Consider the following 26729-nt stretch of genomic DNA (forward strand, 5'->3'; position numbering starts at 1 on the left):
CAAACTATGGAAACACCATTCAAGAATAAAGTAGCATTAGTAACCGGAGGCGCATCAGGAATTGGCAGAGCCACGGCACTTGCTTTCGCAAAAAAAGGAGCCAAAGTAGCCGTTGCGGACTGGAAGGAAAATGATGAAATGGTAGACCTCATCAAAGAATTGGGCAGTGAAGCTATTTTTATCAAATGCGATGTCTCAAAAACCGATGACGTAAAAGCGATGGTGGCGCAAACAATTGCCGCATTTGGCCGATTGGATTATGCGTTCAACAATGCCGGAATTGAAGGAATACAGGCAAATACATTTGACTGTACGGAGGAAAACTGGGATAAAACCATTGGCGTAAACTTGAAAGGCGTCTGGCTGAGCATGAAATATGAAATTCCGGAAATACTCAAACAAGGCAAAGGAGCCATAGTCAACTGTGCTTCAGTAGCAGGAATGATAGGTTTTGCCGGATTACCGGCCTATGTGGCTTCAAAACATGGAATTGTGGGACTTACCAAAACCACCGCTTTGGAATTTGCCACACAAGGAATCCGAGTAAATGTAGTTTGTCCCGGCGTCATACAAACACCAATGATAGACCGTTTGACCGGAAAAACAAAAGAAGCGATAGAACAATTTACTGGTTTAGAACCCATGCGCCGATTTGGGCTTCCAGAGGAAATCGCCAATGCCGTGGTATGGCTCTGCTCAGATGAAGCCTCTTTTGTAACCGGGCATGTAATGGCTGTGGACGGTGGATTTACCGCACAATAATTTTTAGAATAACCAAAAAACCAAATGAAGATGCACACGTACGAAGTCAACCTAAAATGGACCGGTAACACCAAAGGACTTTTGAGTTCTCCAGTTTTGCCACAAAATATTGAAGTCGCCACACCTCCTAATTTTCCAAAAGGAATACCAGGGATCTGGTCACCGGAACACTTATTTATCGCATCAATCAACAGTTGCGTCATGAGTACTTTTTTAAATATCGCTGAAAACTCTAAACTGCATTTTATCAGTTTTGAATGTAAATCTTCTTGTACCGTTGATTTGGTCGAAGGAGCTTACGTAATTACTGAAGTTGTCCTGCATCCTAAAGTCGTCATTCCTTACTCCCAAAAACCAGATCGGGTAAAACGAATTGTGGAAATGAGTGAAAAGGCGTGCTTGGTTTCCAATACACTAAAAATACCCATTCGATTAGAGCCAGAAATCATTGTAGAGAAAAGTCTGATTCCTATTAGTGAATCTTTTTGATAATTACAAAATAGAAAAAATTTATTCGGACCCATCACTTTTTAAACGTGCCACGCCATGATTTCCATCAAAAATAAAACTACGCACCACCTTTTGGACTATGAAAAAGTGCAAGCTACTTTTTCATGGGGAAATGTTGCCCGAGAATTAGATGGTCTTCCAGATGGAAAAGGGCTCAACATAGCGCATGAAGCGGTGGATCGTCATGCACAAACGCATCTAAAAAATACGGTAGCATTGCGTTTTATTCGAAAAGACAACCGTTTACAGGAATTCACGTATGCAGAATTGCAAAAACAAACCTCGAAATTTGCCAATGTACTTCAAAAATTGAAAATCCAGAAAGGGGAACGCGTTTTTTCTTTCGCTGGCAGAATTCCAGAATTATACATCACCGCTTTGGGAACCTTGAAATATACCGCAGTATTTTGTCCGTTGTTTTCTGTCTTTGGCCCTGAGCCCGTGTATCAAAGACTCAGCAAAGGCGATGCAGCAGTTCTGGTAACCACCACTATTTTATTCGAACAAAAAATAAAACAAATCCTGGAAAAGCTTCCTTTGCTCCGCTATATCATTCTTACCGACACAACGGAACATATTTCTGAAAAAATACGTTCTTTTTCCAAACTTATGGACGAGGCCGAAACGGAATTTACCATTCCAGAAACCAATCTGGAAGACCCCGCTTTATTGCATTTTACCAGTGGAACAACCGGAATGCCAAAAGGCGTACTTCACGTTCACCAAGCCGTACTCACGCATTATATAACGGGCAAATATGTTCTCGATTTTCATGAAGGTGACCACTATTGGTGTACCGCGGATCCGGGTTGGGTTACTGGCACTTCGTACGGCATTATTGCTCCGCTGCTTCATGGAATCACCAGCATTATTGATGAAGCAGAATTTGATGGTACCCGATGGTATTCGCTTCTTGAAACACATAAAATAAACATTTGGTACACCGCTCCCACGGCTATCAGGCGACTGATGCGAATAGATATAAAACCAAAAACCACCTATAATCTCGAAAATCTCAGGTTGATTCTGAGTGTTGGCGAACCGCTTCATGCCGAAGCCGTGATTTGGGGACAGGAAAATTTTGATATCCCTATTTTAGACAATTGGTGGCAAACCGAAACGGGCGGCATTATGATTGCCAATTATCCGTCGATGCCTGTAAAACCGGGTTCGATGGGAAAACCGATGCCCGGAGTAGAAATTGCAATTGCAGCAATAAATGACGACCAACTGACACTTATCACGCGACCTGAAATTCAAGGGCATTTGGTTCTAAAAAAAGGATTTCCGTCGCTGTTTAGAGCATATATCCATGAAGAAGAACGCTATAAAAAATGCTTCATTGGCGATTGGTATCTCAGCGGCGACCTAGCCAAGAAAGATGCGGATGGGTATTTCTGGTTTATCGGTCGGGCCGATGATATTATCAAAACTTCAGGACACATGGTCGGTCCGTTTGAAGTCGAAAGCACGCTGATGCGCCATCCTGATGTGGCGGAAGCTGCTGTGATTGGAATACCGGAACCCACCATTGGAGAGATGGTAAAAGCCTTTGTCGTACTCAAAACCGGAAAAGAGCCTAACGAGGCAACCAAAATGGATATTATGGCTTTCGCCCGAAAAGAAATGGGTCCGGCCGTGGCTCCCAAAGAAATTGAATTTGTGGAAAATATTCCCAAAACCCGAAGCGGGAAAATTTTAAGGCGATTACTGAAAGCTCGAGAACTCGGTTTACCTGAAGGCGATATTTCAACATTGGAATCCTCTTAAAATATAATTACCATCAAAAATTAATTCTTACTAATGAATTTTAGCCATGATACCTTTCCAAAAAATAAAACTACAAAACCAAACTGCTTTTCTGTTTGTACTTCTTATTCTATTTCAAGGATGCGAAGCTCAAAATAAGAATACTGAAACGGACATAGAATCCATCCAGAAAAGTGCGGCTCTTGTTCCGGAAAAAATTTCCTATTCTGGCAATGTCGATTTCAGAATGGCAGCGAAAATAGCTACGCCCGGAGTTGTTCATATCAAGTGCAGTTTCAAACCACAAACCCTTCAGTATGAAGGTGAAGATCAATTTTACAACATTCCGGACCCTCTCAAAGATTTTTTTAGAGACGATCCCTTTTTCAGAGAATTTAGATTCCAACTGCCACAGTCCCCACAATACAATTCGGAAACCGTGATTGGTAGCGGATCTGGAGTGATTCTCACACCTGACGGATATATTATTACCAATAATCATGTGGTAAAAAATGCTGATGAAATAAATATCACTTTATTCGACGGACGATCCTATCCGGCAAAAGTTATTGGAAATGATCCTCAAACTGATCTTGCTCTCCTTAAAATCAAAGAAAGCAACCTTTCGTTTATACGCTACGGCGACAGTGATACTATTGAAGTGGGAGAATGGGTTGTTGCGGTAGGAAATCCATTTAATCTGGCATCGACGGTAACGGCAGGAATTGTCAGTGCCAAAGCCCGAAACATCAATATTCTAAGCGATCAAGGCGCCATTGAATCCTTCATACAAACAGATGCAGCGGTAAATCCTGGCAATAGCGGCGGCGCATTAGTAACACTGGAAGGAAAACTCATTGGTATAAACACCGCAATAGCAACGCCAACAGGAGTCTACGCTGGATATGCGTTTGCAATTCCTGTAGATATTGTCAAAAAAGTAGCGGATGATCTGATGAATTTTGGCTCCGTTCGCAGAGGAATTTTAGGAATAAGTATACGCGATCTGAACAGCACCTTGGCAAAGGAAATAAAAATTGACCGTGCCAATGGCGTTTACATTGACAGCGTCATTGTAAATGGTGCGGCAAAAGAAGCAGGTGTAAAAGAGAAAGATGTCATCATCAGCATTGATAATATAGAAACCGCTTCGGCTTCAAAATTACAGGAAATCATCATGCGAAAACGTCCGGGTGAGAAAGTTAAAATCACACTCATCAGAAATGGTAATGAGAAAAAAGAACTGATTGCCACACTGAAAAAACAGGAAGCAACCCCAGAACTTACAAAAAGTAAAAATATAGAATTGCTGAAAGATTTGGGAATTGAGTTGAGTCCAATTACTAAGGAAGACCAAAAAGTATATAATGTAAAAAACGGACTCAAAATCACCAAACTGTACGATGGAAAACTGAAAAGATTCACCGGCATACGTAACGGATTCGTAATTACATCAGTCAATAACAGGATAATTTCATCAGTTCAATCCTTTATGGATGCCGTTGCAGCACAAGAACGAGGCATCATGCTCGAAGGGAAATATGCCGGTGATCCTACGTATTACTATTATGCCTTTGGATTATAAAACTAAAAAAAATGGTACAATTAACGACAGAACCACAACCGATGGATGCCAAAAGAGGATTGCTTTTTTTGTATCAAATGCTGCTCATAAGACGCTTTGAGGAAAAAGCAGCCGAGCAATATACGAAAGCTAAAATCCGTGGTTTTCTGCATTTGTATATTGGTGAAGAAGCGGTTGCTGTAGGCGTAATTCAGGCGCTTACGGAAGATGACACTTTATTGTGTACGTATCGGGAACACGGTCATGCATTGTCCCGAGGTATTGATCCTGACATTATCATGGCCGAAATGTATGGCAAAATGCAAGGCTGCTGCCGAGGTCGTGGAGGCTCGATGCATTTATTTGATGTGTCAAACCAGTTTTATGGTGGCAATGCGATTGTGTCTGGCCATCTTCCGCTTGCTGTTGGGATGGCTTTGGCAGCCAAAAAACAAAAGAAAACGAACCTTACGTGTTGCTTTTTTGGAGAAGGAGCAGCTGCCGAAGGTACCTTTCATGAAAGCCTGAATTTAGCGGCACTTTGGGAAGTTCCTGTTTTATTTGTTTGTGAAAACAATTTGTATGCGATGGGAACTGCGATAAAATATTCGCATGCAGTAACAGAACTGGAAAAAAAAGGAGCTGCTTACGGGATTGAAGCTGTTGCGGTGGATGGAATGGATTTGATGGCTGTGATTGCTGCTGCAAATATTGCTGCCTCAAAAGTAAGAAGCAGTGGAAAGCCATATTTATTAGTTTGCAATACGTATCGTTTTCGGGCGCACTCGATGTTTGATGCGGAATTATATCGGGACAAAAAAGAAGTCGAGGAATGGAAAAAACGAGATCCTATTCCACAATTCGAACAGTTTCTTTTGCAAAAGCAATGGATAACGGATGCGGAAATTGCTGCTTTTGAAAGTAAAATTGAAAAAAAAATAGCTATCGCAGTCGATTTTGCGGAAGCAGGAACATGGGAGCCGTTAGACCAACTAACAAAATTTGTTTACAGTGAAACGGGAAACTAAAAATTTATAATCATGGAAAATAAAATAATCTGTCAAAGTTGTGGCATGCCACTGGACACCGAAGCTGTGAAAGGAACGGAGAAAAACGGTTTAAAAAGCAATGAATATTGCAAATACTGTTATAAAGATGGGGTTTTTACAGATCCAAAAATGAATTTGGAAGACATGGAAAATAACGTGAAAAATCAAATGAAAAAGTTAGAGCTGCACGAATATGCAATTCAAAAAGCGGTAAACATACTACCAGCATTAAAACGTTGGAAAAGTAATTAATCCAGAAGTTAAAAGTAGAATCCAGAACGGAGTTCCTTTTGCGGAAGCCGGAATCTGATCTTATGAGCCCATTGACAAAATGGTGTACACGAAAAATAAATTAGAAACTACATAAAGAAAGAAAGCTAACTATTTAAATCAACCCACATGGAAAACACACATTTTTGTCAAAGTTGCGGAATGCCACTGACTACAGAAGACGCCAAAGGAACCGAAAATAACGGCCTAAAAACAAATGATTACTGCCGGTATTGTTATGAAGACAGTAACTTCAAAAACCCCGATATGAACTTGGAAGAAATGAAAAATACCGTAAAAATGCACATGGAGAAAAAAAATCTTCCTCCTTATATGGTTCAAAAAGCATTGAATATTTTACCTGCATTGAAACGTTGGAAAAACAAACAATTTGTTATTTAATCCCTAATCGAGTGGCATCATGGACAACAGCACCGGCAAAATAACCCTTACGTATCGCGAGGCTTTGAAACAAGGGCTTCGCGAAGCGTTGCAAAATGACGAAAACGTTTTTTTGATGGGCGAAGATGTGGGCCGTTACGGAGGCGCTTTTGCGGTAAGCAAAGGATTATTACAGGAGTTTGGTCCGGATCGGATTATGGATGTCCCGCTTTCTGAAGCAGGTTTTGTAGGAGCCGGTATCGGGGTGGCTATGGCTGGAATGAAACCTATTATTGAGGTGATGACCGTGAACTTCAGTTTGTTGGCCATGGACCAAATTGTGAATAATGCGGCGACTTTGTTGCACATGTCAGGCGGCCAAATCCATGTCCCAATGGTTATCCGGATGGGTTGCGGAATTGGCCGTCAACTGGCAGCGCAACATTCGCACAGTTGGGAACCGTTTTATGCACATATTCCGGGATTAATTGTTTTATCAGTTGGAACGCACGAGGATGCACGAGGAATGTTATTTGCTGCTTTGCAAAGTCCAGATCCTGTCTTGTTGTTTGAATACACGCTGATGCTCAATCTCGAAAAAGAAATTGCTGCAGATTTAGGTTTTATTGATATTACCAAAGCCAAAGTGTTGCGCGAAGGATCTGCTATTTCGATCATTACGTATGGAACGGGCGTTTATAAAAGTCTGGAGGCTGCTGCCGAATTAGCTTTGGTCGGAATCGATGCCGAAGTTATTGATTTGCGGGTGTTGCGACCTTTGGATGAACGTACATTTCTGGAATCAGTGGCAAAAACGCATCGGGTTTTGATTGTTGAAGATGCGTGGCGTTCGGTCAGTATCTCATCAGAAATTAGTGCTCGAATTATGGAAAAGGCATTTTATGATTTGGATGCTCCTGTACAGCGATTGTGCGGTGTCGAAGTTCCCATTCCCTACCCTGCACATTTGGAAGAAGCTTCGATTCCGCAGAAAAATGATATTGTAAATGCAGTAAAAAAAATGATACGTCATGATTGAATTTCAAATGCCTAATTTGGGTGCTGATATGGAAGCTGGAACTCTCATCGAATGGAAGAAAAAACCAGGCGATACGGTACACCGTGGCGATATCATTGCCGAAGTGGAAACGCAAAAAGGGCTGATAGAAATTGAGGTTTTTGATGAAGGAACAATCGGAGAATTACTGATACAGGAAGGAACTAAAGTCCCTGTGGGAACGGTAATGGCATTGATTGATCCCAGCGCAGCAGTATTGGAAACCAAAAAAGGAAAAGCAACATCAGAAAAGCCAATTGCCTTACAACCTGTAGAAGAAAAAACAACCGTACTTTCAATCAAAGCTTCCCCACTGGCAAGGCGAATTGCTGCGGAAAATCATCTCGATCTTTCGCAAATAAAAGGAACGGGAGAAAATGGCGTGATTACGAAAGACGATGTGGAGCAAGCATTAACAACTCAAAAAGAGCAACTTCTAAAAGTGGAAAAATTTCCTCCTGATGACGCAAAAACACTAGCACAAATTGAGGCAGTACGTACAGCAATAGCGGCAGCAATGAGCAAATCGAACCGAGAAATTCCGCACTATTATCTAGAGAAAAAGATAGATGTGACAAAATCAATTGATTGGCTGATAGCCAAAAACAAAGAGAAATCAGTTCAAGAACGATTGCTTCCAGTTGTGCTGCTCATCAAAGCAACCGCCAGAGCGCTGACCGCTTTCCCGGCTTTGAATGCGGTTTGGCAAAATGGTTTACAGCTAAAAAAAGAAATTCATATCGGCTTTGTGGTTTCGCTGCGTCCCGGAGGAATCATAGTTCCCGCGATTCACAACGCGGATATAAAAAGTCTGGATGAAATCATGGCTGATTTAAATGATATTATTCCCAGAGCTCGCGCCTTGAAACTACGCAGTTCAGAATTGAGTGACGCTACAATTACCATAACCAACATTGGCGATGGTGGCGCCGATACCATTTTTGGGGTGATTTATCCGCCGCAGGTTGCGATAATTGGTTTCGGAAATATTTCAGAACAACCCTTTGCGGAGAAAGGTATGTTAGGAATCCGAACTACAATTTTCGCGACTTTGGCGGGGGATCATCGTGCCACGGATGGATTAACCGGCAGCCGCTTTCTAGTAGCCTTGAACAACCATTTACAAAATCCTGAAGCGTTATGAATGAAGAAGAAATCAAAGAAATTGTTTTTCAATTGTTGAAAAAAATTGCACCAGATACGGAACCATCAACATTAAAACCAGATGAAAACATCAGGGAAACACTCAATATTGATTCGTTTGATTCGTTGCAATTTATCGTTGCATTGAATAAAAAAACAGGAATCGAAATTCCAGAAGAAGATTACGGTAAAATAGCCACATTACAGGCATTGCTAGCTTACATTAAAAATAAAAAACCATAAAATGAGAGTATTAGTCTACAGCATCTTTGGCTTTGATAAGCCATTTATGGAAAAAGCGGCCCATGGAAATCATGAATTGGTTTTTACGGAGCAGCATTTGAATGAAAACACGGCGCATCTAGCCCAAGGATTTGATGCCGTCTCGCTTTTTACTTCAGATGTGGCTTCAGAAACAGTTTTACAAAAACTCTATAGTTGCGGTGTGAAATATATTGCGTTGCGGGCTGTACACTCCGATTTAATTGATGTTCCAAGGGCAAAATCTCTGGCGATGAAGGTGGCAAATGTTCCCGTATATTCTACTTATTCGGTAGCTGAACATGCTGTTGGTTTGGTATTGGCACTGAACAGGAAACTGATTTTAGGACAGCGATTAATGCATATTGGAGATTACCGCATGGATCATTTGGTCGGTTTTGATTTGCATGGAAAAACAGTGGGGATTATTGGAACTGGAAAAATAGGTGCTGCTTTTGCACGGATTATGCATGGCTTTGGTTGCAAAATTGTCGCGTTTGATAGCGAAGAAAATAAGGAGCTGATGAATGAAATCCCAATTTCATATAAGACTCTGGAGCAAGTTTGTGCCACTTCAGATATACTGTCTTTACATACTTTATGGAATGATTCATCTAAATATTTGTTTGAAAAAACAAACTTCTCGTTATGCAAAAAAGGAATGATTTTCATTAATACCGCACATGGAAAATTGGTAAATACCGAAGACCTAATTGAAGCAATAGACCATAAAATCCTTTCTGCTGTTGGTTTAGATGTCTATGAAATGGAAGATTCTATATTTTTTCAGGATCATACCGAAGTTCCTATTACAGACACCTTATTTTTGAAACTCCGCTCCTATCCTAATGTCATGATTACCGGACATCAAGGTTTTTTGACTAACGAAACGCTGGCAGGAATTGCCCATACGACGATTGCTAATTTAAATGCTTGGGCGTACAATGGCATTTCTGAAAATGAAATAAGTTGATAAAAACAGAATATTTATCCTTATAGCTTGATTATTTTTCAAAATAAACTATTAAAAAAACACCAAATGAAAGGCTCCTTTAAACTCGGAAAAATAGCAGATATAGGTATTTTTGTTCACTGGACATTCTCGTTGCTGATTCTATTTATCATTTTCATTAATTACCGATCAGGTCAAAATGCGACTCAGATAGTATGGTCGGTTGTGTTTATTTTGAGTATTTTTATCACCGTCGTAATGCACGAATTAGGCCATGCTTTGGCAGCAAAAAGATACCATATAATTACCAAAGACATCACACTGTTACCCATTGGCGGTTTAGCGCGACTCGAAAAAATTCCTGAAAAACCCATCGAAGAGCTAATCGTGGCTATTGCAGGACCTTTGGTCAACATAACTTTAGCAGTTGTTACCGGATTTTTTATTACCATTCCTGATACTTCGGAACAACTGATGGCCGAATTATCCAGTGGCGTAAATGCCAATAATTTCTTTCTGAATTTCTTTTTAGTGAATTTTTGGCTGGCACTCTTTAATTTAATACCAGCGTTTCCCATGGATGGCGGTAGAATTTTACGTGCCTTGTTATCCTTCAGAATGCAGCGAAATATAGCTACCCGGATTTCGGCACGGATTGGTCAATTTCTTGCTTTGGGATTTATCCTTTTTGGTTTTTTCACCTCGCCTATTTTAGTTTTTATTGGTATTTTTGTTATCATAGGTGCTCAGGTTGAAGCGGATTATACGGAATCGAAATTTATCCTTAAAGGGTTTAAAGTCCATGATGTTGTGATGAAAGACTTTCCTGAGATTGATGCCAATGCCACCGTTAAATCTGCCGTTGCATCAGTTTTAAACAGCCAAAACAAGAATTTTTTAATCATGGAAGAAGGAACTCCTGTCGGAACACTGAACCGTGACCAAATCATAATGGCACTCTCCAAAAAAGGAGAAGAGGAATTTATTTATAATGTTATGGATCGGAATTTGATTTTTCTCGATGCGAATGCACTTCTTGAAAATGTTTTTGAACTCATACAACTCAATAAATCAAGGTTAATGCTGGTGATGGAAAACAATGAAGTCGCCGGAACTTTGGATATCGAAAATCTAATGGAGTTCATTTTGATTCATGAAGTGACAATAAATAAAGCGTATGATAAAAACTAAAGACAGCCTTATTGTTGCCAAAAACTTAGAGCTGGTGTACAGTGGCGAAGATTATTTTGCCCGTTTAGAAGCTATTATCCACGAAGCACAATCTCAAATACAGCTCCAAATGTATCTTTTTGAAAATGATGCAACAGGAAAAAGGATCATTAATGCATTAAAAGAAGCCGCGCTCCGTAAAGTTGAAATTTATGTCCTTCTGGATGGTTTGGGTTCTTTAACCTTTCCTGCTGAAGCGATAAAAGAACTGAAATACAGTGGCGTTAACATTCGCTTTTTTGCCCCTTTATTCTCAACATACACTTTTTATCTTGGACGCAGATTGCATCGTAAAGTGGTTGTCGCTGACGCAAAAGTTGCGCTGGTGGGCGGCATAAATATCGCGGACAAATACCGAGGGTCCGCCACTGAAAAACCTTGGCTGGACTACGCTGTTCAAATAAACGGGGAAATTGCCAAACCCCTTCAACAGCTTTGCCACGATATTTATTTTAAAAAAAGACACCTGAGAAACAAAAAAATAAAATCTGCATTTCATATTCAGGAAGATACTTGCGTTCGCATCCTTCAAAATGACTGGTTGAAAGGGAAAAATGAAATTTGTGACGGTTATATAAAATCCATCCGGAATGCAAAAAAGGAAATCATCATTGTAGGCAGTTATTTTCTTCCCGGAATTCGAATCATTCGAGCCTTGAAAAAAGCATCGAAAAATAAAGTAATCATCAAATTGATACTCTCCGGAAAATCAGATCTTCCACTGACTAGACAGGCAACTTGCTTTTTGTATGGCAAACTCCTTAGTTATAACATTGAATTGTACGAATGGAACAAATCCGTTTTACATGGAAAAGTAGCTATTGTGGATGGGAATTGGTCCACAATTGGTTCTTTTAACCTCAATAATTTGAGCTCGTACGGGAGTCTGGAGATGAATGTCGAAATCATTTCGGAATCCTTTTCAACATGTTTCCAAGCGCACCTCAACGAAATTATTTCGCAATGTCAAAGAATTACTGCCGAATCACTGAAAACAAAAACCAGTGTAATGACAAAGTTCATCAACTTGATGGCGTATATCATTACCCGAATAGTTGAATTAGTTGTCACTTATACGCCCTATAAACGATTTTATAATTAATAAAATACAATTCCATTCAAGCAAAAAAAAGAGAAAAATGATTCGATTTTCAAATACTAGAAAAATTGAAAAAATTAAATATTTTTGTATCTATCTTAAAATATTTTATGTAAATTTATATTGTATTTAATTGATTTTTAAATACTTATAAATCATTTGTAATTTTATAAATTTATAAAAATGGAACCATACCGAATAAAAACCAAAAAAAAAGAGGATTGGATCCAAAAGGATTTTGAAAGGCAAATCCCGAAATTGGACTGTAAAAAAATATTTGTACCCAGTCAGGAGGAACTATTTTTTTGATTCATTTTTAAAATAAATTTGTTAGCCCAGGTTAGCGACGGAGCCGTGAGTCACTGTTCTGTAATTGAATGTTCTTTCAAGCACCAGGTTTAAAAGGTTCTCCGCAGAGCTCCGAACTTTTAAACCGGTTTTCTTAATTGGGGTTAGGGACACTAAAGTCCCTATCCCATTAATGACTTAACCTTATGGATTTTACACATTACAAAGAAGCTTTTATCAAGGAATCCCGGAAAATGGGCTTTTCGCTCCCTAATATTCAGCGCTGTCTGGATTATGCCGAAGTTTTATTTTCGCATCAAGTACCGGTGATTTATAATCCTGCTCATCTGTCGGCTCTTGTGGGTTACAAAAAAGAATATTTGAAAAAAGCATCGCTGTTTCCCAACTATTTTTACAGAGATTTTGAAGTCGCTAAAAAAAATGGAAGCAAACGACTGATTTCTGAACCACTGCCTAGTTTGAAAGAAATCCAAATCTGGATTCTTAGAAACATACTGTATAAAGTACCCATTAGCGCTTTTGCGAAAGCATATAGACCTACTGTGACATTGCTAGAAAACCTGAGATTTCATAAAAATCAGCCCAAAGTTTTTACGCTGGATTTAGAAAATTTCTTTACGTCAATTCGTGTTGAAACTGTAGAAAATGAATTTCTGAAATTGGGATATTCCAAAATAATATCAAAACTTTTGTCCAGATTGTGTACCAAAGATGGAAGTTTGCCTCAAGGTGCGCCTACGAGTCCCTATCTTTCGAATCTTGTTTTTAAAGAGGCAGATGCTACAATTGCTGCGTATTGCAAAGAACACAAAATTCGCTATACCCGTTATGCGGACGACATGAGTTTTTCTGGTGACTTTGATGAAAATAAACTCCTTCAAAAAGTAACAGAAATTGTCGAAAAAATGGGGCTTCGAATCAATGCCAAAAAAACCAAACTGATGACGCCAAATAAGCGCCAAATAGTAACTGGTGTTGTGGTTAATCAAAAACCGCAGGTCATTTTCCAAAAGCGCAATCAGTTACGACAAGACTTATATTACATTCAGAAATTTGGTTTTGAGGAACATCGCGAATACAAAGAAATTAATCAGAAGAATTATCTGGAACATCTGTTAGGAAAAATAAATTTTGTGCTGCAAATAAATCCAAAAGATGCAGAATTTATAAAGTACAAAGCGCTACTTTTTGAATTGAAGCACAAACAAGATTTAAAGACAATAGAAAACGAATTGTTTCCAATTTAAAAAATAAAAAACCATTTTAGAAGCTCCATTTCGGAGCTTCAAATTTTTATAACTAACTGAAATTAAACAATTTAATATTATTTAATCATCTAAAAATTCATTAAATTTGATACACATCCATTTTAGAAAATATAATTCTAAATATCAGAATAATTTCGATTTGAAACTTCTGAGCTGATTTGTTGAGTATCTAAATTTAAAAACAAGCCATGAAAAAAATAGCTACAATTATCACCACATTATTTCTATCCACTTTTTTGTTTGCACAAACAACATGGAAAGCGGATCCGATGCACTCAAAATTAACTTTTAGTACGGTACATAATGGTATTTCTGATATTGCCGGATTATTCAAAACATTTGAGATTAGCGCAATCACTTCCAAAACTGATTTCAGTGATGCTGTTTTTGAACTTTCAACTGATGTCGCATCCATCAATACTGAAGTGGAAATGCGTGACAAACATTTACGAAGTGAGGAATTTTTTGATGTTGAAAAATATCCTAAAATGACTTTCAAAAGCACATCAATACAAAAAACAGAGAAAAACAAATACAAACTAACCGGCCAACTGACACTACACGGAATAACTAAACCGGTAATAATCACTATGTGGTACAGAGGAACTATTGAAAATCCACAATCTAAAGCACCAACTGCTGGTTTTAAATTCAGTACTGTCATAAAACGTTCTGATTTTAATATAGGTCCAAAATTTCCTGCGCCAATGATTAGTGATGAAGTAAAAATTAAGGCCGACAGTGAATTTATAAAACAATAAGTGTCGAATAACCATTTTTTGTATTTCCAGAAATTACAAACCTAACCGAATAACCACAACATAAAAATAATCACAATGGCATTCATAGACTATTATAAGATTCTTGAAGTGGACAAAAAAGCAACCGAAGGCGAGATCAAAAAGGCGTATCGCAAACTTGCGCGTAAATACCATCCCGACTTGAATCCTAACGATAAGGAAGCCGAAAGGAAATTCAAGGAAATCAATGAAGCGAATGAAGTCTTGAGCCATGCGGAGAATCGGAAGAAATATGATGATTACGGAGAAAACTGGCAACATGCGGAAGAATTTGAAAAATCAAAACAGCAAAGGCAATACCAAGGAAACGGACAACAAGGCGGTTTTGGCGGGGGAGGATTTGGTGGCGGTGGTGATTTCTCTGATTTTTTTGAATCAATGTTTGGTGGTCGTGCTGCAAGCGGCGGTGGTCGCAGAAGTGCGCAATTCAAAGGACAGGACTTTAATGCTGAACTGCATTTAGAATTAAAAGAAGTGTACACGACGCACAAACGTACATTGACTATTAACGGGAAAAACATTCGCATTACCATTCCTGCCGGCATTGAAAACGGGCAACAAATAAAAATAAGCGGTATGGGTGGCGAAGGTTCCGGCGGTGGCCCAAAAGGCGATTTGTACATTACGTTCACAGTAAAAAATCATACAAAATTTAAACGTGATAAAAATAATCTTTATGCAACAGTGGATCTGGATTTGTATACCGCACTATTGGGTGGCGAGATTACCGCAGATACCTTTGATGGAAAAGTAAAACTGACCGTAAAACCTGGAACCCAAAATGGAACCAAAGTCAAACTGAAAGGAAAAGGGTTTCCGGTGTATAAAAAAGAAGGAGAATTTGGTGATTTATACCTAACCTATCACATACAAATTCCCACCAATCTTTCTGAAAAAGAAAAAGAATTATTCACGGAACTCGCTACGTTAAGAACCTCATGAAAATGGAAAACCTGATCCCGATACCTGTATTATGTGCTCATTATGAAGTAGAACTGTCTTTTTTTACGAACCTCAGCGATATGGGTTTGTTCGAAATAAAAACCATCAAAACCAACCAATATATTGATTCAGATGCGATTTATGAAATCGAAAAAATGGTTCGCATGCATCAGGAATTAGAAGTTAATATAGAAGGAATTGATATCGTTTTCAATTTGTTACAAAAAATTGATGCGTTACAGAATGAATTGACCGCTCTTAAAAACAGATTGCGTTTGTACGAAAGTTGACAAATATTGTTATTAAATCTGCCCCGGTGACATTTATATTTCGGGATTTTTAAACACAGAATAGTTTGAGTACTTTTTATTCCAACTAAAATTATGAAATCGTCAGTGACATCATTTGGCACAAGCCAGTATCCGTAAAAAAATATTTCATCAATAACAAATCGCTATGAAAACAATACTTGTACCCACAGACTTCTCGATTCCAGCAGATTCAGCAATACATTATGCTATAAAATTAGCAACACTTTGGGATGCCTCCCTTATTTTATATCATAGTTTTATTCCTTTTGAAAGTGGATTTTATCTTGCTTCGTTAAGTGAAATAGAGAATAATGAAGTAGAAAAAAAGTTAACGGAAAGATTAACTAAAATTAAGCATTCAATTGAAAAGAAAAATCCAAATCTTTCTGTTTCTGTTCATGTAGATCAAGGTCCCGAAGATATTAAGATTATTGAATTTTGTAAAAAAAGCAAATCTAACTTAATTGTGATGGGGACTAGTGGTGCTAGTGGTTTGAAAGAAAAACTGATGGGAAGTTTTACTGCCGAAGTGATTGCAAAAGCACCTTGCCCAGTATTAGCCGTCCCAAATAAGTATAAATTTAAAGTTCCAGAAAAAATTACATACGCAACTAATTATTCCAAAAAAGACAAGAAGATGCTTCAATCGTTGTTAGAATTCAACCAGTCTTTCAATGCTACAATTAACATTTTACATATTGATTGGGGAATAACGTTATTTACTGCAGATGACGATTATGAGAGGTATAAAAAGATGATTCAAAATCATTTTATAGATTTTGATTTCACTTTTAATCATACCGTTGGAAAAGATGTTTCAAAAACCATTTTAGAGGAAACGCTACTTGATAAAACAGACATGATTGTAATGAATCCCTTGAAGAGAAAAGGGATTTGGAATCGTATTTTTCACAGAAGTGTTACAAAAAAAACGGCCTGTCATATTCCCATTCCGTTGCTTACTATTCCAATTAAATAATACTGATTTTTCCTCTCCACATGACAATTAATTTAAGCTGTAAAGTAGCATTTACTTTATCAAAGAAACCTATTAAGTCCCTGAATTATTGTTAACCAATGCAACCCTAAAGGAAATATAAAGACGCTAACAAAAAATTCCAGTTATATGAATGCTTTATATCTAAATAGTATTGGGTTTCTAATTGCAACAACAGTAATTGTAGCAACCGGTTCAAGACTTTCTAAGTACGGCGATATGATGGCCGATATGCTGGGCTGGGGAAAAATGTTTATGGGCATTATTCTCTTGGCATCAGTTACCTCCATGCCTGAATTGATGAATGGAATAAGCTCCGTAGTATTTCTGGACGCTCCGGATCTCGCTGTTGGTGATATTGTAGGAAGTTGCGCTTTCAACATTCTTATTATCTCCATAATGGATTTATTTTACGATCATAAAAAACCGTTGACTTCCGTTGCACAAACCGGTCATGTTATTGCAGCTTCTTTTGGAATCATATTATTAAGCTTGGTGGCTTTTGCTATTTTAATGCCTGATTTCTTTGGAACCATATTATGGATTGGAGAATTCAGTCTTTTATTTCTATTATTTTATCTTGTTGCTATTCGAGTTATTTTTCTTTATGATAAGAAAGAAAATAATCATCGGGAAGAAAAGAAATATGACTATTCGCTCACCTTAAAACAAGTAGTGCTCCGCTATTCGCTGAATGCTGTTGTTTTGATGGCGGCTGCGATGTTACTACCTTACTTTGGTGAGCGTCTAGCCGAAGCAAGCGGTCTGGGACAGAGTTTTTTTGGTACATTATTTATTGCCGCTTCCACTTCACTTCCAGAGGTGGTCGTATCTATAGCAGCAATTCGAATAGGAACAATAGACCTTGCCATTGGAAATATTTTTGGAAGTAATATTTTTAATATTGCCATACTCGCTTTTAATGATATGTTGTATACCAAAGGCCCGATTCTACAATACACAAGTCCCAATCATATTATACCTGTTCTTGGAACCATTATCATCACAGCTATAGGAATTATAGGAATTGTTTTTAAAGAAGAAAAAAAGTGGAAACTCGCCATAGATACTGCTTTAATCGCAGTAGTTTATGTACTCATGATGGGACTTTTATATTATAAAAAATAAAGCGATGAACTGGCATTTACTCCCACTATCAGAAATTACCCAGTTGTTGAACACAACTCCAAGCGGTCTTGATGAAGTAACGGCAACAAACCGCTTGTATGAACATGGGAAAAACCAAATTGAAGACACTAAGAAGAAAACTATTTTACAGATGATTTTGTCTCAGTTATCTGATTTTATGATTCTGATTTTGATTGCAGCAGCAATAATTTCAGGCATAATAGGCGATGTAACGGATACGATAATTATTCTTGCCATTATTATTATGAATGCTGCTGTAGGATTTATTCAGGAATACCGAGCCGAAAAAGCAATGGAAGCACTGAAAAATATGGCGGCAAACCATGCCCGAATTTTACGTGAAGGAAAAATGATAGACATTCCAGCTTCGGATTTGGTTCCGGGTGATCTTGTCGTACTCGAAGCGGGTAATGTTATTCCAGCTGATATTCGGTTTTTTGAAACCCATCAGACAAAAGTGGACGAATCAGCACTTACCGGCGAATCCAATAATGTAGAAAAAAGTACCGAAGAACTTCCAGAAGGAAATTATGCGCTAGGCGACCAGACGAACATGGGTTACAAAGGCACATCGGTTACGAATGGCCGGGCACAGGGATATGTAGTGGCAACAGGAATGCAAACGGAACTGGGTCATATTGCCAAAATGATCCAAACGGATGAGACCACAACGCCGTTACAAAAAAGATTAGCCGCTTTTGGCAAACGATTGTCGGTAATCATATTAATTATTTGCACGATCATATTCTTTATTGGATGGTTGCGGGGAGAATCTGTAATGACCATGTTAATTACTTCTATTTCCCTTGCTGTAGCAGCAATTCCCGAAGCATTACCGGCGTTAGTAACTATCGCATTGGCTTTTGGCGCCAAGAAATTAGCCAAAAACAATGCGCTTATTCGCAAATTGCCAGCCGTGGAAACATTGGGTTCCGTCACGTACATCTGTTCCGATAAAACGGGAACTCTTACATTAAATAAAATGACGGTACAGGAAATTTTTGAAACAGCAGAAACCAAAAACAATTCTGCTTTTAAAGAAAAAAACCTGCTGCTTCACGTCATGGCTTTGAATAATGATGTCTCAAAAGGAGAAAACGAAAATTGGATGGGCGATTCTACTGAAGTTGCATTGGTACAATTTGCTTTCGATAAAAATTTAAACCGCACTGATTTAGAGCGAACATTTCCCCGAATAGCAGAATTACCTTTTGATTCCAAAAGAAAGTGTATGACAACACTGCATCAAACCGAAAATGCCACTGCTGAAATTATGGTGATTACAAAAGGAGCCGTTGATGTATTGTTTGAAAAACTGAATGCGGAACAAAAATCCCATGTTCCCGCATTTGAAAGCAAGGTCAATGAAATGGCGAAGAAAGGCTATCGGGTTTTGGGATATGCGATGAGAACACTTCCTTCCTTACCTGAAAATTTAGATCCAAATACCATTGAAACAGAACTAACACTTATTGGTTTTGTTGGGATGATTGACCCGCCGCGAGAGGAAGCTAGACAAGCGGTTTCAGAATGCAAAGAAGCAGGAATTATTCCGGTGATGATTACCGGCGATCATAAACTCACCGCAAAAGCCATCGCCGAAAAACTGGGAATCATTTCTTCTGAAGAAGATCTTGTGCTGACAGGAACTGAACTATCCGAATTAACACAAATTGAATTCGTGAAAATTGTGGAGCGCGTTCGGGTTTATGCCCGAGTCAATCCGGAACAAAAATTACGAATTATTAATGCGTTGCAATCAAAAAATCATTTTGTGGCCATGACTGGTGATGGCGTGAATGATGCGCCAGCACTTAAAAACGCTGATATAGGAATCGCAATGGGAATCAATGGGACCGAAGTTTCCAAAGAAGCCTCGCACATGATTTTGCTTGATGATAATTTTGCTACAATCGTAGTTGCTGTAAAACACGGCAGAAAAATATTCGAAAATATCTTGAAATTCATTAAATACATTATGACTGGGAATTCAGGCGAGATTTGGGCGATATTCTTGGCACCTTTTTTCGGTTTACCCATTCCGTTACTGGCCATACATATTCTTTGGATTAATTTAGTGACTGATGGTTTGCCCGGTTTAGCATTGGCCTCCGAGCCATCAGAAGCAAATATAATGAAACGGCCTCCCAGAAATCCAACCAAAAATATTTTTTCAAACGGTATGGCGCTGCACATTTTGTGGGTTGGATTTTTAATGGGCGTGGTCACTATAGGAATGCAGGCTTATGCGATACATTATGCCAACACACACTGGCAAACTATGGCTTTTACGGTGCTTTGTTTTAGTCAATTGGGACATGTAATGGTGATTCGTTCCGGACGGGATTCAATTTTTAAAATTGGTTTTTTCTCTAATAAACCTATGGTTGGTGCATTATTGATTACTATTACATTACAGTCTATGATTATTTACATGCCTTTTTTCAATGAAATTTTCAAGACACAGCCACTCACTTTAACTGAATTACTGCTGACTTTGGCAATATCCAGTATTGTATTTTGGGCAGTAGAAATAGAAAAGTGGATTAAAAATACCAAAAGACAAAGACAATCAGCAACATAAAAAATAAAAGTCCGATTGCTTTGTTACTGATAATTTAGCCTAGATCATTACTGATTAGACGGATTTTCTAATTCTGATATTACTCCGTAATTCTATCTAAATTCTTTTAATTTTTTACAATCTAAATTCTTTTACTAGGCATTAATAATTATTTAGTATTCTTTAATTAAAATCATTTGTTGATCCTCCTCTTTTTTATCAAAAATCACTTCCGCATTTACAATTTTAGCATTCAAATTATTCGATCGGATGAAAATATCGATTGCAAAAATGTCGCTATTTTTTAAAATCGCAATTTTCTCGACAAAACCGTCAATATAATAGGCAAACAACACTTTTAATAGTACTGATAATCAGATAAATAACTATATATTTGAGTAGCTATTTTCTGTTAAAAACTAATTCATTTGCTTATGAATACTATTTCAAAAATAACGGAATTATTCAAAGCTTTTTTACTCGAAATTGGTGAGCTCTCTTACTTTGCAGGTCGTTTTTTTCAAGAAACTTTTAAACGGCCTACGGAATTTAAGGAGTTTTTGAGGCAGTGTTTTAATATGGGAAATCGTTCCTTGCTTTTGGTTGCCGTTACGGGATTTATTATTGGATTGGTGTTCACGCTGCAATCACGGCCTACATTGCAGGAATTTGGCGCCGTTTCTTGGATGCCTTCTATGGTTAGCATTTCATTGATTCGGGAAATTGGTCCTATTATAACAGCTCTAATTTGCGCGGGACGCATTGGTTCCGGTATTGGTGCTGAATTAGGTTCCATGCGAGTTACGGAACAAATTGACGCCATGGAAGTTTCTGGTACAAATCCGTTTAAATATTTAGTTGTAACCCGTGTGCTGGCTACAACTTTTATGTTACCTGTTTTAGTTTTTTTTGGAGATGCAATCGCGATTTTCGGTTCTTTTTTAGTAGAAAACATTAAAGGAAATGTTTCCTTTTTATTGTATTACAACCAGGTTTTTGATGCATTGGAATTTGGAGACTTGATACCGGCAACAATCAAAACGTTCTTTTTTGGATTTGCTATCGGATTAGTAGGATGCTTCAAAGGCTATTATTGCAAGAAAGGGACAGCCGGTGTGGGTTTAGCAGCAAATTCCGCTGTGGTTTTTACGTCGATGTTGTTGTTTATTATCGATTTTGTTGCCGTTTTTGTCACCGATATATTTTATGATTTATAACGATTATGAGTAAACCAATATCCAATCAAAACCGAATTATAGAAATCAAAGACTTGCGAAAAAGTTATGGAAATAATCATGTTTTGGATGGTTTTAATATGGTGCTGAACGAAGGTGAAAATCTGGTGATTATGGGGAAATCAGGTTCCGGAAAATCAGTGATGATAAAATGCTTAATTGGGCTCGAGCAGCCGGATAGCGGCTCTATCATTGTTATGGGTAAAGATATTACCCAACTCAACCGGGAGGAACTGGACGATTTACGAACTGAGGTTGGATTCCTTTTTCAGGGAAGCGCGCTCTATGATTCGATGACAGTCAGAGAAAATCTGGAATTCCCGTTGCGACGTCATAAAAAAAAGTTTGGAGTTATCAAAGACACCACGCCATTAGTCATGGAAGCTCTGGAAAACGTGGGATTAGCGCATACAATAAATTTAATGCCCGAAGAATTATCGGGTGGAATGAAACGACGAATTGCTTTGGCCAGAACATTGATTCTGCAACCCAAAATAATTCTGTATGATGAACCTACAACGGGATTAGATCCCATTACTGCAAAAGAAATTTTGCTGTTAATGATGTCTATCCAACAAAAATACAACACCTCGGCCATTATCATTACCCATGATGTGGATTGCGCCAGAGTGATTTCGAACCGAATGATTTTATTGGTCGATGGCATCAATTATATCGAAGGCACTTTTGATGAATTATCCATCTCAACAGATGATAAAGTTCAAGCTTTCTTTAAATAAGAATAAAATGGAAAAAACGACATCACAAAAATTGCGTCTTGGACTTTTTGTAATAATCGGGTTATTGCTGTTTATACTCGCTGTGTATTTCATTGGCGATAAGCAACAAATGTTTGGAAAAACCAATCAATTATCAGCGGTTTTCAATAATGTCAGCGGCTTACAATTAGGAAATAATGTGCGCTATTCCGGTATAAATGTGGGAACGGTCCGCGGTATAGCAATGATTAACGATACGGCTATTAGAGTCGATATGCTGATTGACAAGACCATTTTTCCGCACATCAGGAAAAATGCTATTGCCACAATAGGTTCTGATGGTTTGGTGGGCAATATGATTATCAATATTATTCCCGGTAAGGAAACAGCCGCCTCGATAGTACCTGGAGATGAGATTCGCACATTAAACCGCATTCGAACTGATGATATGCTGAATACACTTGGCAAAACCAATAAAAATGCAGCGCTTCTGACGACAGATTTACTTAAAATCACTAAGGCAATTAATCAAGGAAAAGGAACTGTGGGTTTATTGATTAAAGATTCCATGTTAGCGAAAGATTTGAAACAAACGATGCATTATTTGAAAATTACAGGAAAAGGTAGTGCGGAATCAATCACTAAAATAAACCGAATTATTTCTTCTTTAGAAAATAAAGACAATGTGATTGGTGTTTTGAAAGACACGGCTGTAGCCAATAATTTAAAAACAATAGTCAACAATTTAAAGCAAACCAGCATTGAAATAGACAAAGTAATAAGCAACCTCGATAGTACAATTGTGAATGCAAAAGAAGGAAAAGGAGCGATCAATTACCTTTCAAATGACACTAAATTAGTTCAGAAAATTGATTCGACGATGACTAATGTTAATGAAGCTAGTTTCCGTCTAAATGAAAACTTGGAAGCCTTGAAGCACAATTTTTTATTTCGCGGCTATTTTAAAAAGCAGGAAAAAGCCAGATTGAAAGAAGAAAAAAAAGAAGAATAATAAAATGCAGCTGAATTTAGAACCTCATAAAAGTCGATTAAATCATGGTTACAATAGAAAAATTAGGAATAATTTTAGGTCCAACTGACAAGCAATTTGAAAATAATGGCGTGTTTAATCCCGGAATTTATCAGGAAGGAAATACGATTCATATTTTATACCGTGCGGTGGAAGTTGGGAATTACTCTACGATAGGTTATGCTAAAATGGATGGTCCTGTAAAGATCATTGAACGCCATGAAAAACCCTTAATTACAAGAGATTTTGAATATGAAAAAAACGGTGTGGAAGATGCCCGAATTGTGAAAATTGAGGATACCTATTACATCACCTATACCGCCTATGATGGCGTCAATGCAATGGGAGCGCTGGCAACTTCTAAGGATTTAATTCATTTTGAAAAACACGGTATTATAACGCCACAAGTAAATTATCAGGAATATGAAAATTTCATGAACTGTTGCGACAGCAATAAACTAAATCCAAAATACCATCAATATTATAATCTTTTTGCACAAATAGGATTGGTTGCTGATGAATTCAGGCTGCTTAGGGATAAAGATGTGGTATTGTTTCCAAGAAAAATAAACGGAAAGTTTATGTTATTGCATCGGATTTGGCCAGGAATTCAGATTGTGGAATTTGAGGATTTCAAGGATTTAACGGTATCTTTTTGGAACGAATATCTTACCAATCTTGTAGACCATATTGTACTTGACCCAAAGGATATTTTTGAAGTCAATTACATCGGTGCAGGAGGTCCGCCTATTGAAACTGAATATGGTTGGTTGCTTATTTATCATGGGGTACAAGAAACAATAAAAGGAAAAGTTTACCATGCAAAAGCTGCATTATTACAATTAGATAATCCTAGAAATGAAATTTCCAGGTTACCATTTCCTTTGTTTTCGCCCACAAAACAATGGGAAATAGAGGGTGAAGTCAGCAATATAGTTTTTCCAACGGGACATGCTTTATTTGGGGATGATCTTTATATTTATTACGGCGTAGCTGACAGACACATTGCTGTTGCAAAATTAAATATTACCGAATTGCTTCTCGAATTGAGAAAACAACCTTAAAAACAAACGCTATGAAAATCGAGAAAGGAACAAAAATGCTACTAGTCAGTTCTTACACACCAAGAGAATGCGGCATTGCTACATTTACAAATGACATTGTAAATGCGGTTGAAATAGTTTTTGGTGAAACACTTCCTGTTGAGGTATGTGCTTTGCAAAATAGTGACCAACATTTTAAATACAATCCCGAGGTGACTTATGTCTTACCCGTTGATTCATTAGAACATTACAGGATGGTGGCTGAAAAAATCAACGACCGAAGCGATATAGGATTGATTTGTATTCAGCATGAATTTGGCCTTTTTAGAGGCGAGTATGGTGATCATATCTTGTCTTTTATTTTAGCTTTAAACAAACCCATTGTAACCGTTTTTCATACCGTGTTACCAAATCCTGATGAAAAAAGAAAAAAAGTAGTATTTGCCCTCGCTGATTTGTCAGATAAAGTGGTGGTGCTTACTAAAAATTCGCAGGCTATTTTAACTGAAGATTACGCGGTTCCCTTGATAAAGACAGTAGTTATTCCGCATGGTAATCACAGCGTACTTTGGGAGCAAAAAGATAAATTAAAGTTTGAATATAATTTTTCGAATAAAATAGTAATGTCCACCTTTGGTTTAATCAGTGAAAATAAAGGTATCGAAACCATATTGCATGCTTTGCCTGCTATTATTGCTTTGTATCCCGATGTAATTTATCTTGTCATAGGAAAAACACACCCTGAAGTGATCAAAAATGAAGGGGAAAAATATCGCGATTTACTGACCAATACCGTTAAGAATCTCCAGCTGGAAAACAACGTAATTTTTATTAACGAATACCTTCAATTGTGGCAATTATTGGAATATTTAACATTATCTGACATTTATTTATTTTCTTCTAAAGATCCTACTCAAGCCGTTAGTGGTACATTTGCTTATGCGATGAGTTGCGGCTGCACCGTTATTTCAACTCCAATACCGCATGCCGTTGAAACTCTTGTCAATGGCAACGGAATACTATTGAATAATTTTGATGATTCTGACGAGTTTAAAAAAGCAATTCTGCACTTGATCGAAAATAAAAATGAAAGAATGGCAATGGGCAAAAACGCTTTTTCTTTGGCGCACGCCACAACATGGGAAAATATTGCCATTCAATACCGTCTTCTTTTTGACCAATTAACCAATAGAGAAGAAGATTTAAGATTTAATTTTCCACCAATAAAACTGGACCATATCCGGAAACTTACCACTGATTTTGGTATACTTCAATTTTCAAAATTCAGTCAGCCAGATCCTGAATCAGGATACACATTAGATGATAATGCCAGAGCACTAATCAACATGGTGATGTACAATAAAGCGTTCCCAAACGATACTACCATACAATTAGCGAATACCTATTTGAATTTTATAGAAGGGATACAAAAGAAAAATGGATGGTTTGATAATTACAAAAACTTTGATAAGCAACTCACCAAACAAAATGAAGAAGTAAACCTTGAAGATGCAAATGGCAGAGCTTTATGGAGTCTGGGAACCGTTATTTATCATAGGAATTCCTTGCCTTTAGAGATGATTCATCAAGCTGCAAAATGCTGGGATAAAGCCTTGAAACGGATAGATGATATTAAATCTCCCAGAGCAATCGCATACGCTTTGAAAGGTCTCTATTTTTACTATTCAATGTATGAAGATGAGGAGATAAAAATCCACATTGAAAAACTCGCTGATTCGCTTTTAAATCATTATAACATCAATTCTGCTGAAAATTGGTGCTGGTATGAAGACTACATGACCTATGCGAATAATGTGTTGCCCGAGGCAATGATGTACAGCTATTTAGTTACCAAAAATCAAAAATATAAAAAAATAGCGGCAATCACATTTGACTTTCTGCTTTCCCATTATTTCATGAAAGGACAGCTTAAAGTAATTTCGAATAGAGGTTGGTTCAAAAAACAAAATGAAAGAGTTTTTTACGGCGAACAACCTATAGAAGTAGCTACTACGATTATCGCACTAGATCTATTTTATGAAGTGACCCGAAATAAAAAATATAAAGACCAACTTAAACTTGCGTTCATCTGGTTTTTAGGAAATAATCATCTTAAACAGATCATGTATAATCCGGAAAATGGCGCTTCCTACGATGGATTAGAAGACAAACACGTCAATATAAATCAAGGTGCTGAATCTACATTATGTTTTTTTAAAGCACGTTTAATCATGGAAAAATATTCAGAAAAACCAATCATTCAACTAAAAACACACAAAAACAAGTCCGTAAATACCCTAATACCACTAAAAAATCTGCTGTAAAGCAGATTTTTT

General features: G+C 37.6%; 26 protein-coding genes. 25 read left to right on the forward strand and 1 reads right to left on the reverse strand.

Going from position 1 to position 26729, the window contains the following annotated elements:
- The first annotated feature begins 6 nt into the window (after positions 1–6).
- From ACEN2F_RS02135 to ACEN2F_RS02230, 20 genes are all read left to right on the forward strand, one after another.
- A complete protein-coding gene (locus ACEN2F_RS02135) occupies positions 7–762 on the forward strand; it encodes an SDR family oxidoreductase (RefSeq protein WP_441735424.1) in 756 nt (251 codons plus the stop codon).
- Between the two features lie 30 nt (positions 763–792).
- Complete coding sequence (locus tag ACEN2F_RS02140; protein WP_441735427.1) at positions 793–1251, forward strand: OsmC family protein; 459 nt, start codon at positions 793–795, stop codon at positions 1249–1251.
- A gap of 57 nt (positions 1252–1308) precedes the next feature.
- A complete protein-coding gene (gene acsA / locus ACEN2F_RS02145; protein WP_441735430.1) occupies positions 1309–3042 on the forward strand; it encodes an acetate--CoA ligase in 1734 nt (577 codons plus the stop codon).
- 46 nt (positions 3043–3088) lie between these two features.
- Positions 3089–4606 (forward strand): Do family serine endopeptidase, encoded by a 1518-nt coding sequence (locus ACEN2F_RS02150; RefSeq protein ID WP_441735433.1) that lies wholly within the window; start codon positions 3089–3091, stop codon positions 4604–4606.
- Between the two features lie 11 nt (positions 4607–4617).
- Positions 4618–5613 carry a pyruvate dehydrogenase (acetyl-transferring) E1 component subunit alpha gene (pdhA, locus tag ACEN2F_RS02155; RefSeq protein ID WP_441735436.1) on the forward strand — a complete coding sequence of 332 codons (996 nt, stop codon included), beginning with the start codon at positions 4618–4620 and terminating at the stop codon, positions 5611–5613.
- Between the two features lie 12 nt (positions 5614–5625).
- Positions 5626–5886: a zinc ribbon domain-containing protein gene (locus ACEN2F_RS02160; protein WP_441735439.1), complete on the forward strand. Its 261-nt coding sequence runs from the start codon at positions 5626–5628 to the stop codon at positions 5884–5886.
- Positions 5887–6033: 147 nt separating this feature from the next.
- Complete coding sequence (locus tag ACEN2F_RS02165) at positions 6034–6306, forward strand: zinc ribbon domain-containing protein (RefSeq protein ID WP_441735442.1); 273 nt, start codon at positions 6034–6036, stop codon at positions 6304–6306.
- A 19-nt stretch (positions 6307–6325) separates the two neighbouring features.
- Positions 6326–7324, forward strand: coding sequence for an alpha-ketoacid dehydrogenase subunit beta (locus tag ACEN2F_RS02170; RefSeq protein ID WP_441735445.1), 999 nt, complete (start codon positions 6326–6328; stop codon positions 7322–7324).
- Entirely contained in the window at positions 7317–8486 is a 1170-nt protein-coding gene (locus ACEN2F_RS02175; RefSeq protein ID WP_441735448.1) for a dihydrolipoamide acetyltransferase family protein, read from the forward strand. Before ACEN2F_RS02170 ends, ACEN2F_RS02175 begins: the two co-directional genes overlap by 8 nt.
- On the forward strand, positions 8483–8728 hold the full coding sequence (locus ACEN2F_RS02180; protein WP_441735451.1) for an acyl carrier protein: 246 nt from the start codon (positions 8483–8485) through the stop codon (positions 8726–8728). Before ACEN2F_RS02175 ends, ACEN2F_RS02180 begins: the two co-directional genes overlap by 4 nt.
- Before the next feature lies 1 nt (position 8729).
- Complete coding sequence (locus ACEN2F_RS02185) at positions 8730–9719, forward strand: NAD(P)-dependent oxidoreductase (protein ID WP_441735453.1); 990 nt, start codon at positions 8730–8732, stop codon at positions 9717–9719.
- Between the two features lie 66 nt (positions 9720–9785).
- The gene (locus ACEN2F_RS02190) at positions 9786–10889 is read left to right on the forward strand and encodes a site-2 protease family protein (RefSeq protein WP_441735455.1); all 1104 of its coding nucleotides are present in this window, start codon (positions 9786–9788) and stop codon (positions 10887–10889) included.
- Entirely contained in the window at positions 10876–12030 is a 1155-nt protein-coding gene (locus ACEN2F_RS02195; protein ID WP_441735457.1) for a phospholipase D-like domain-containing protein, read from the forward strand. The genes ACEN2F_RS02190 and ACEN2F_RS02195 overlap by 14 nt, the downstream gene beginning before the upstream one ends.
- Positions 12031–12521: 491 nt before the next feature.
- Positions 12522–13583 (forward strand): reverse transcriptase domain-containing protein, encoded by a 1062-nt coding sequence (locus ACEN2F_RS02200; protein ID WP_441735460.1) that lies wholly within the window; start codon positions 12522–12524, stop codon positions 13581–13583.
- Between the two features lie 209 nt (positions 13584–13792).
- Positions 13793–14365: a YceI family protein gene (locus ACEN2F_RS02205; RefSeq protein ID WP_441735463.1), complete on the forward strand. Its 573-nt coding sequence runs from the start codon at positions 13793–13795 to the stop codon at positions 14363–14365.
- A 75-nt stretch (positions 14366–14440) separates the two neighbouring features.
- Positions 14441–15346 (forward strand): DnaJ C-terminal domain-containing protein, encoded by a 906-nt coding sequence (locus ACEN2F_RS02210; protein WP_441735465.1) that lies wholly within the window; start codon positions 14441–14443, stop codon positions 15344–15346.
- Positions 15347–15348: 2 nt separating this feature from the next.
- The gene (locus tag ACEN2F_RS02215) at positions 15349–15636 is read left to right on the forward strand and encodes a chaperone modulator CbpM (protein ID WP_441735468.1); all 288 of its coding nucleotides are present in this window, start codon (positions 15349–15351) and stop codon (positions 15634–15636) included.
- 166 nt (positions 15637–15802) lie between these two features.
- The gene (locus ACEN2F_RS02220; protein ID WP_441735471.1) at positions 15803–16636 is read left to right on the forward strand and encodes a universal stress protein; all 834 of its coding nucleotides are present in this window, start codon (positions 15803–15805) and stop codon (positions 16634–16636) included.
- A 147-nt stretch (positions 16637–16783) separates the two neighbouring features.
- The gene (locus tag ACEN2F_RS02225; RefSeq protein WP_441735474.1) at positions 16784–17782 is read left to right on the forward strand and encodes a sodium:calcium antiporter; all 999 of its coding nucleotides are present in this window, start codon (positions 16784–16786) and stop codon (positions 17780–17782) included.
- 4 nt (positions 17783–17786) lie between these two features.
- A complete protein-coding gene (locus ACEN2F_RS02230; protein ID WP_441735477.1) occupies positions 17787–20387 on the forward strand; it encodes a cation-translocating P-type ATPase in 2601 nt (866 codons plus the stop codon).
- A gap of 152 nt (positions 20388–20539) precedes the next feature.
- On the opposite strand, the gene ACEN2F_RS02235 is transcribed toward ACEN2F_RS02230, so the two are convergent.
- The gene (locus ACEN2F_RS02235; RefSeq protein ID WP_441735480.1) at positions 20540–20722 is read right to left on the reverse strand and encodes a hypothetical protein; all 183 of its coding nucleotides are present in this window, start codon (positions 20720–20722) and stop codon (positions 20540–20542) included.
- Positions 20723–20800: 78 nt separating this feature from the next.
- Here ACEN2F_RS02235 and ACEN2F_RS02240 point away from each other — a divergent pair, with 78 nt between their 5' ends.
- Genes ACEN2F_RS02240 through ACEN2F_RS02260 form a run of 5 tightly spaced genes read left to right on the forward strand, consistent with a single transcriptional unit; the run spans position 20801 to position 26717 of the window.
- Positions 20801–21583 carry an MlaE family ABC transporter permease gene (locus tag ACEN2F_RS02240; protein WP_441735483.1) on the forward strand — a complete coding sequence of 261 codons (783 nt, stop codon included), beginning with the start codon at positions 20801–20803 and terminating at the stop codon, positions 21581–21583.
- 5 nt (positions 21584–21588) lie between these two features.
- Entirely contained in the window at positions 21589–22341 is a 753-nt protein-coding gene (locus ACEN2F_RS02245; protein ID WP_441735486.1) for an ABC transporter ATP-binding protein, read from the forward strand.
- A 7-nt stretch (positions 22342–22348) separates the two neighbouring features.
- Positions 22349–23332 carry an MlaD family protein gene (locus tag ACEN2F_RS02250; protein WP_441735489.1) on the forward strand — a complete coding sequence of 328 codons (984 nt, stop codon included), beginning with the start codon at positions 22349–22351 and terminating at the stop codon, positions 23330–23332.
- Between the two features lie 44 nt (positions 23333–23376).
- Complete coding sequence (locus ACEN2F_RS02255; RefSeq protein WP_441735492.1) at positions 23377–24414, forward strand: pesticidal protein Cry7Aa; 1038 nt, start codon at positions 23377–23379, stop codon at positions 24412–24414.
- An 11-nt stretch (positions 24415–24425) separates the two neighbouring features.
- Positions 24426–26717 carry a glycosyltransferase gene (locus ACEN2F_RS02260; protein ID WP_441735495.1) on the forward strand — a complete coding sequence of 764 codons (2292 nt, stop codon included), beginning with the start codon at positions 24426–24428 and terminating at the stop codon, positions 26715–26717.
- Positions 26718–26729 lie beyond the last annotated feature (12 nt).

Origin of the sequence: Flavobacterium sp. W20_MBD1_R3 (assembly GCF_052119725.1) — a bacterium.
In the GTDB taxonomy this organism is placed as follows: domain Bacteria; phylum Bacteroidota; class Bacteroidia; order Flavobacteriales; family Flavobacteriaceae; genus Flavobacterium.

Excerpts from the sequence above, each read along its gene's own strand:
- ACEN2F_RS02230 (WP_441735477.1), top strand. The coding sequence starts at position 17,787 with ATGAACTGGCATTTACTCCCACTATCAGAAATTACCCAGTTGTTGAAC.
- ACEN2F_RS02190 (WP_441735455.1), top strand. The coding sequence starts at position 9,786 with ATGAAAGGCTCCTTTAAACTCGGAAAAATAGCAGATATAGGTATTTTT.
- ACEN2F_RS02220 (WP_441735471.1), top strand. The coding sequence starts at position 15,803 with ATGAAAACAATACTTGTACCCACAGACTTCTCGATTCCAGCAGATTCA.
- ACEN2F_RS02185 (WP_441735453.1), top strand. The coding sequence starts at position 8,730 with ATGAGAGTATTAGTCTACAGCATCTTTGGCTTTGATAAGCCATTTATG.
- ACEN2F_RS02215 (WP_441735468.1), top strand. The coding sequence starts at position 15,349 with ATGGAAAACCTGATCCCGATACCTGTATTATGTGCTCATTATGAAGTA.
- ACEN2F_RS02200 (WP_441735460.1), top strand. The coding sequence starts at position 12,522 with ATGGATTTTACACATTACAAAGAAGCTTTTATCAAGGAATCCCGGAAA.
- ACEN2F_RS02250 (WP_441735489.1), top strand. The coding sequence starts at position 22,349 with ATGGAAAAAACGACATCACAAAAATTGCGTCTTGGACTTTTTGTAATA.
- ACEN2F_RS02245 (WP_441735486.1), top strand. The coding sequence starts at position 21,589 with ATGAGTAAACCAATATCCAATCAAAACCGAATTATAGAAATCAAAGAC.
- pdhA (WP_441735436.1), top strand. The coding sequence starts at position 4,618 with ATGGTACAATTAACGACAGAACCACAACCGATGGATGCCAAAAGAGGA.
- ACEN2F_RS02210 (WP_441735465.1), top strand. The coding sequence starts at position 14,441 with ATGGCATTCATAGACTATTATAAGATTCTTGAAGTGGACAAAAAAGCA.
- ACEN2F_RS02160 (WP_441735439.1), top strand. The coding sequence starts at position 5,626 with ATGGAAAATAAAATAATCTGTCAAAGTTGTGGCATGCCACTGGACACC.
- ACEN2F_RS02255 (WP_441735492.1), top strand. The coding sequence starts at position 23,377 with ATGGTTACAATAGAAAAATTAGGAATAATTTTAGGTCCAACTGACAAG.
- acsA (WP_441735430.1), top strand. The coding sequence starts at position 1,309 with ATGATTTCCATCAAAAATAAAACTACGCACCACCTTTTGGACTATGAA.
- ACEN2F_RS02240 (WP_441735483.1), top strand. The coding sequence starts at position 20,801 with ATGAATACTATTTCAAAAATAACGGAATTATTCAAAGCTTTTTTACTC.
- ACEN2F_RS02140 (WP_441735427.1), top strand. The coding sequence starts at position 793 with ATGCACACGTACGAAGTCAACCTAAAATGGACCGGTAACACCAAAGGA.
- ACEN2F_RS02180 (WP_441735451.1), top strand. The coding sequence starts at position 8,483 with ATGAATGAAGAAGAAATCAAAGAAATTGTTTTTCAATTGTTGAAAAAA.
- ACEN2F_RS02150 (WP_441735433.1), top strand. The coding sequence starts at position 3,089 with ATGATACCTTTCCAAAAAATAAAACTACAAAACCAAACTGCTTTTCTG.
- ACEN2F_RS02135 (WP_441735424.1), top strand. The coding sequence starts at position 7 with ATGGAAACACCATTCAAGAATAAAGTAGCATTAGTAACCGGAGGCGCA.
- ACEN2F_RS02260 (WP_441735495.1), top strand. The coding sequence starts at position 24,426 with ATGAAAATCGAGAAAGGAACAAAAATGCTACTAGTCAGTTCTTACACA.
- ACEN2F_RS02170 (WP_441735445.1), top strand. The coding sequence starts at position 6,326 with ATGGACAACAGCACCGGCAAAATAACCCTTACGTATCGCGAGGCTTTG.
- ACEN2F_RS02195 (WP_441735457.1), top strand. The coding sequence starts at position 10,876 with ATGATAAAAACTAAAGACAGCCTTATTGTTGCCAAAAACTTAGAGCTG.
- ACEN2F_RS02225 (WP_441735474.1), top strand. The coding sequence starts at position 16,784 with ATGAATGCTTTATATCTAAATAGTATTGGGTTTCTAATTGCAACAACA.
- ACEN2F_RS02205 (WP_441735463.1), top strand. The coding sequence starts at position 13,793 with ATGAAAAAAATAGCTACAATTATCACCACATTATTTCTATCCACTTTT.
- ACEN2F_RS02165 (WP_441735442.1), top strand. The coding sequence starts at position 6,034 with ATGGAAAACACACATTTTTGTCAAAGTTGCGGAATGCCACTGACTACA.
- ACEN2F_RS02175 (WP_441735448.1), top strand. The coding sequence starts at position 7,317 with ATGATTGAATTTCAAATGCCTAATTTGGGTGCTGATATGGAAGCTGGA.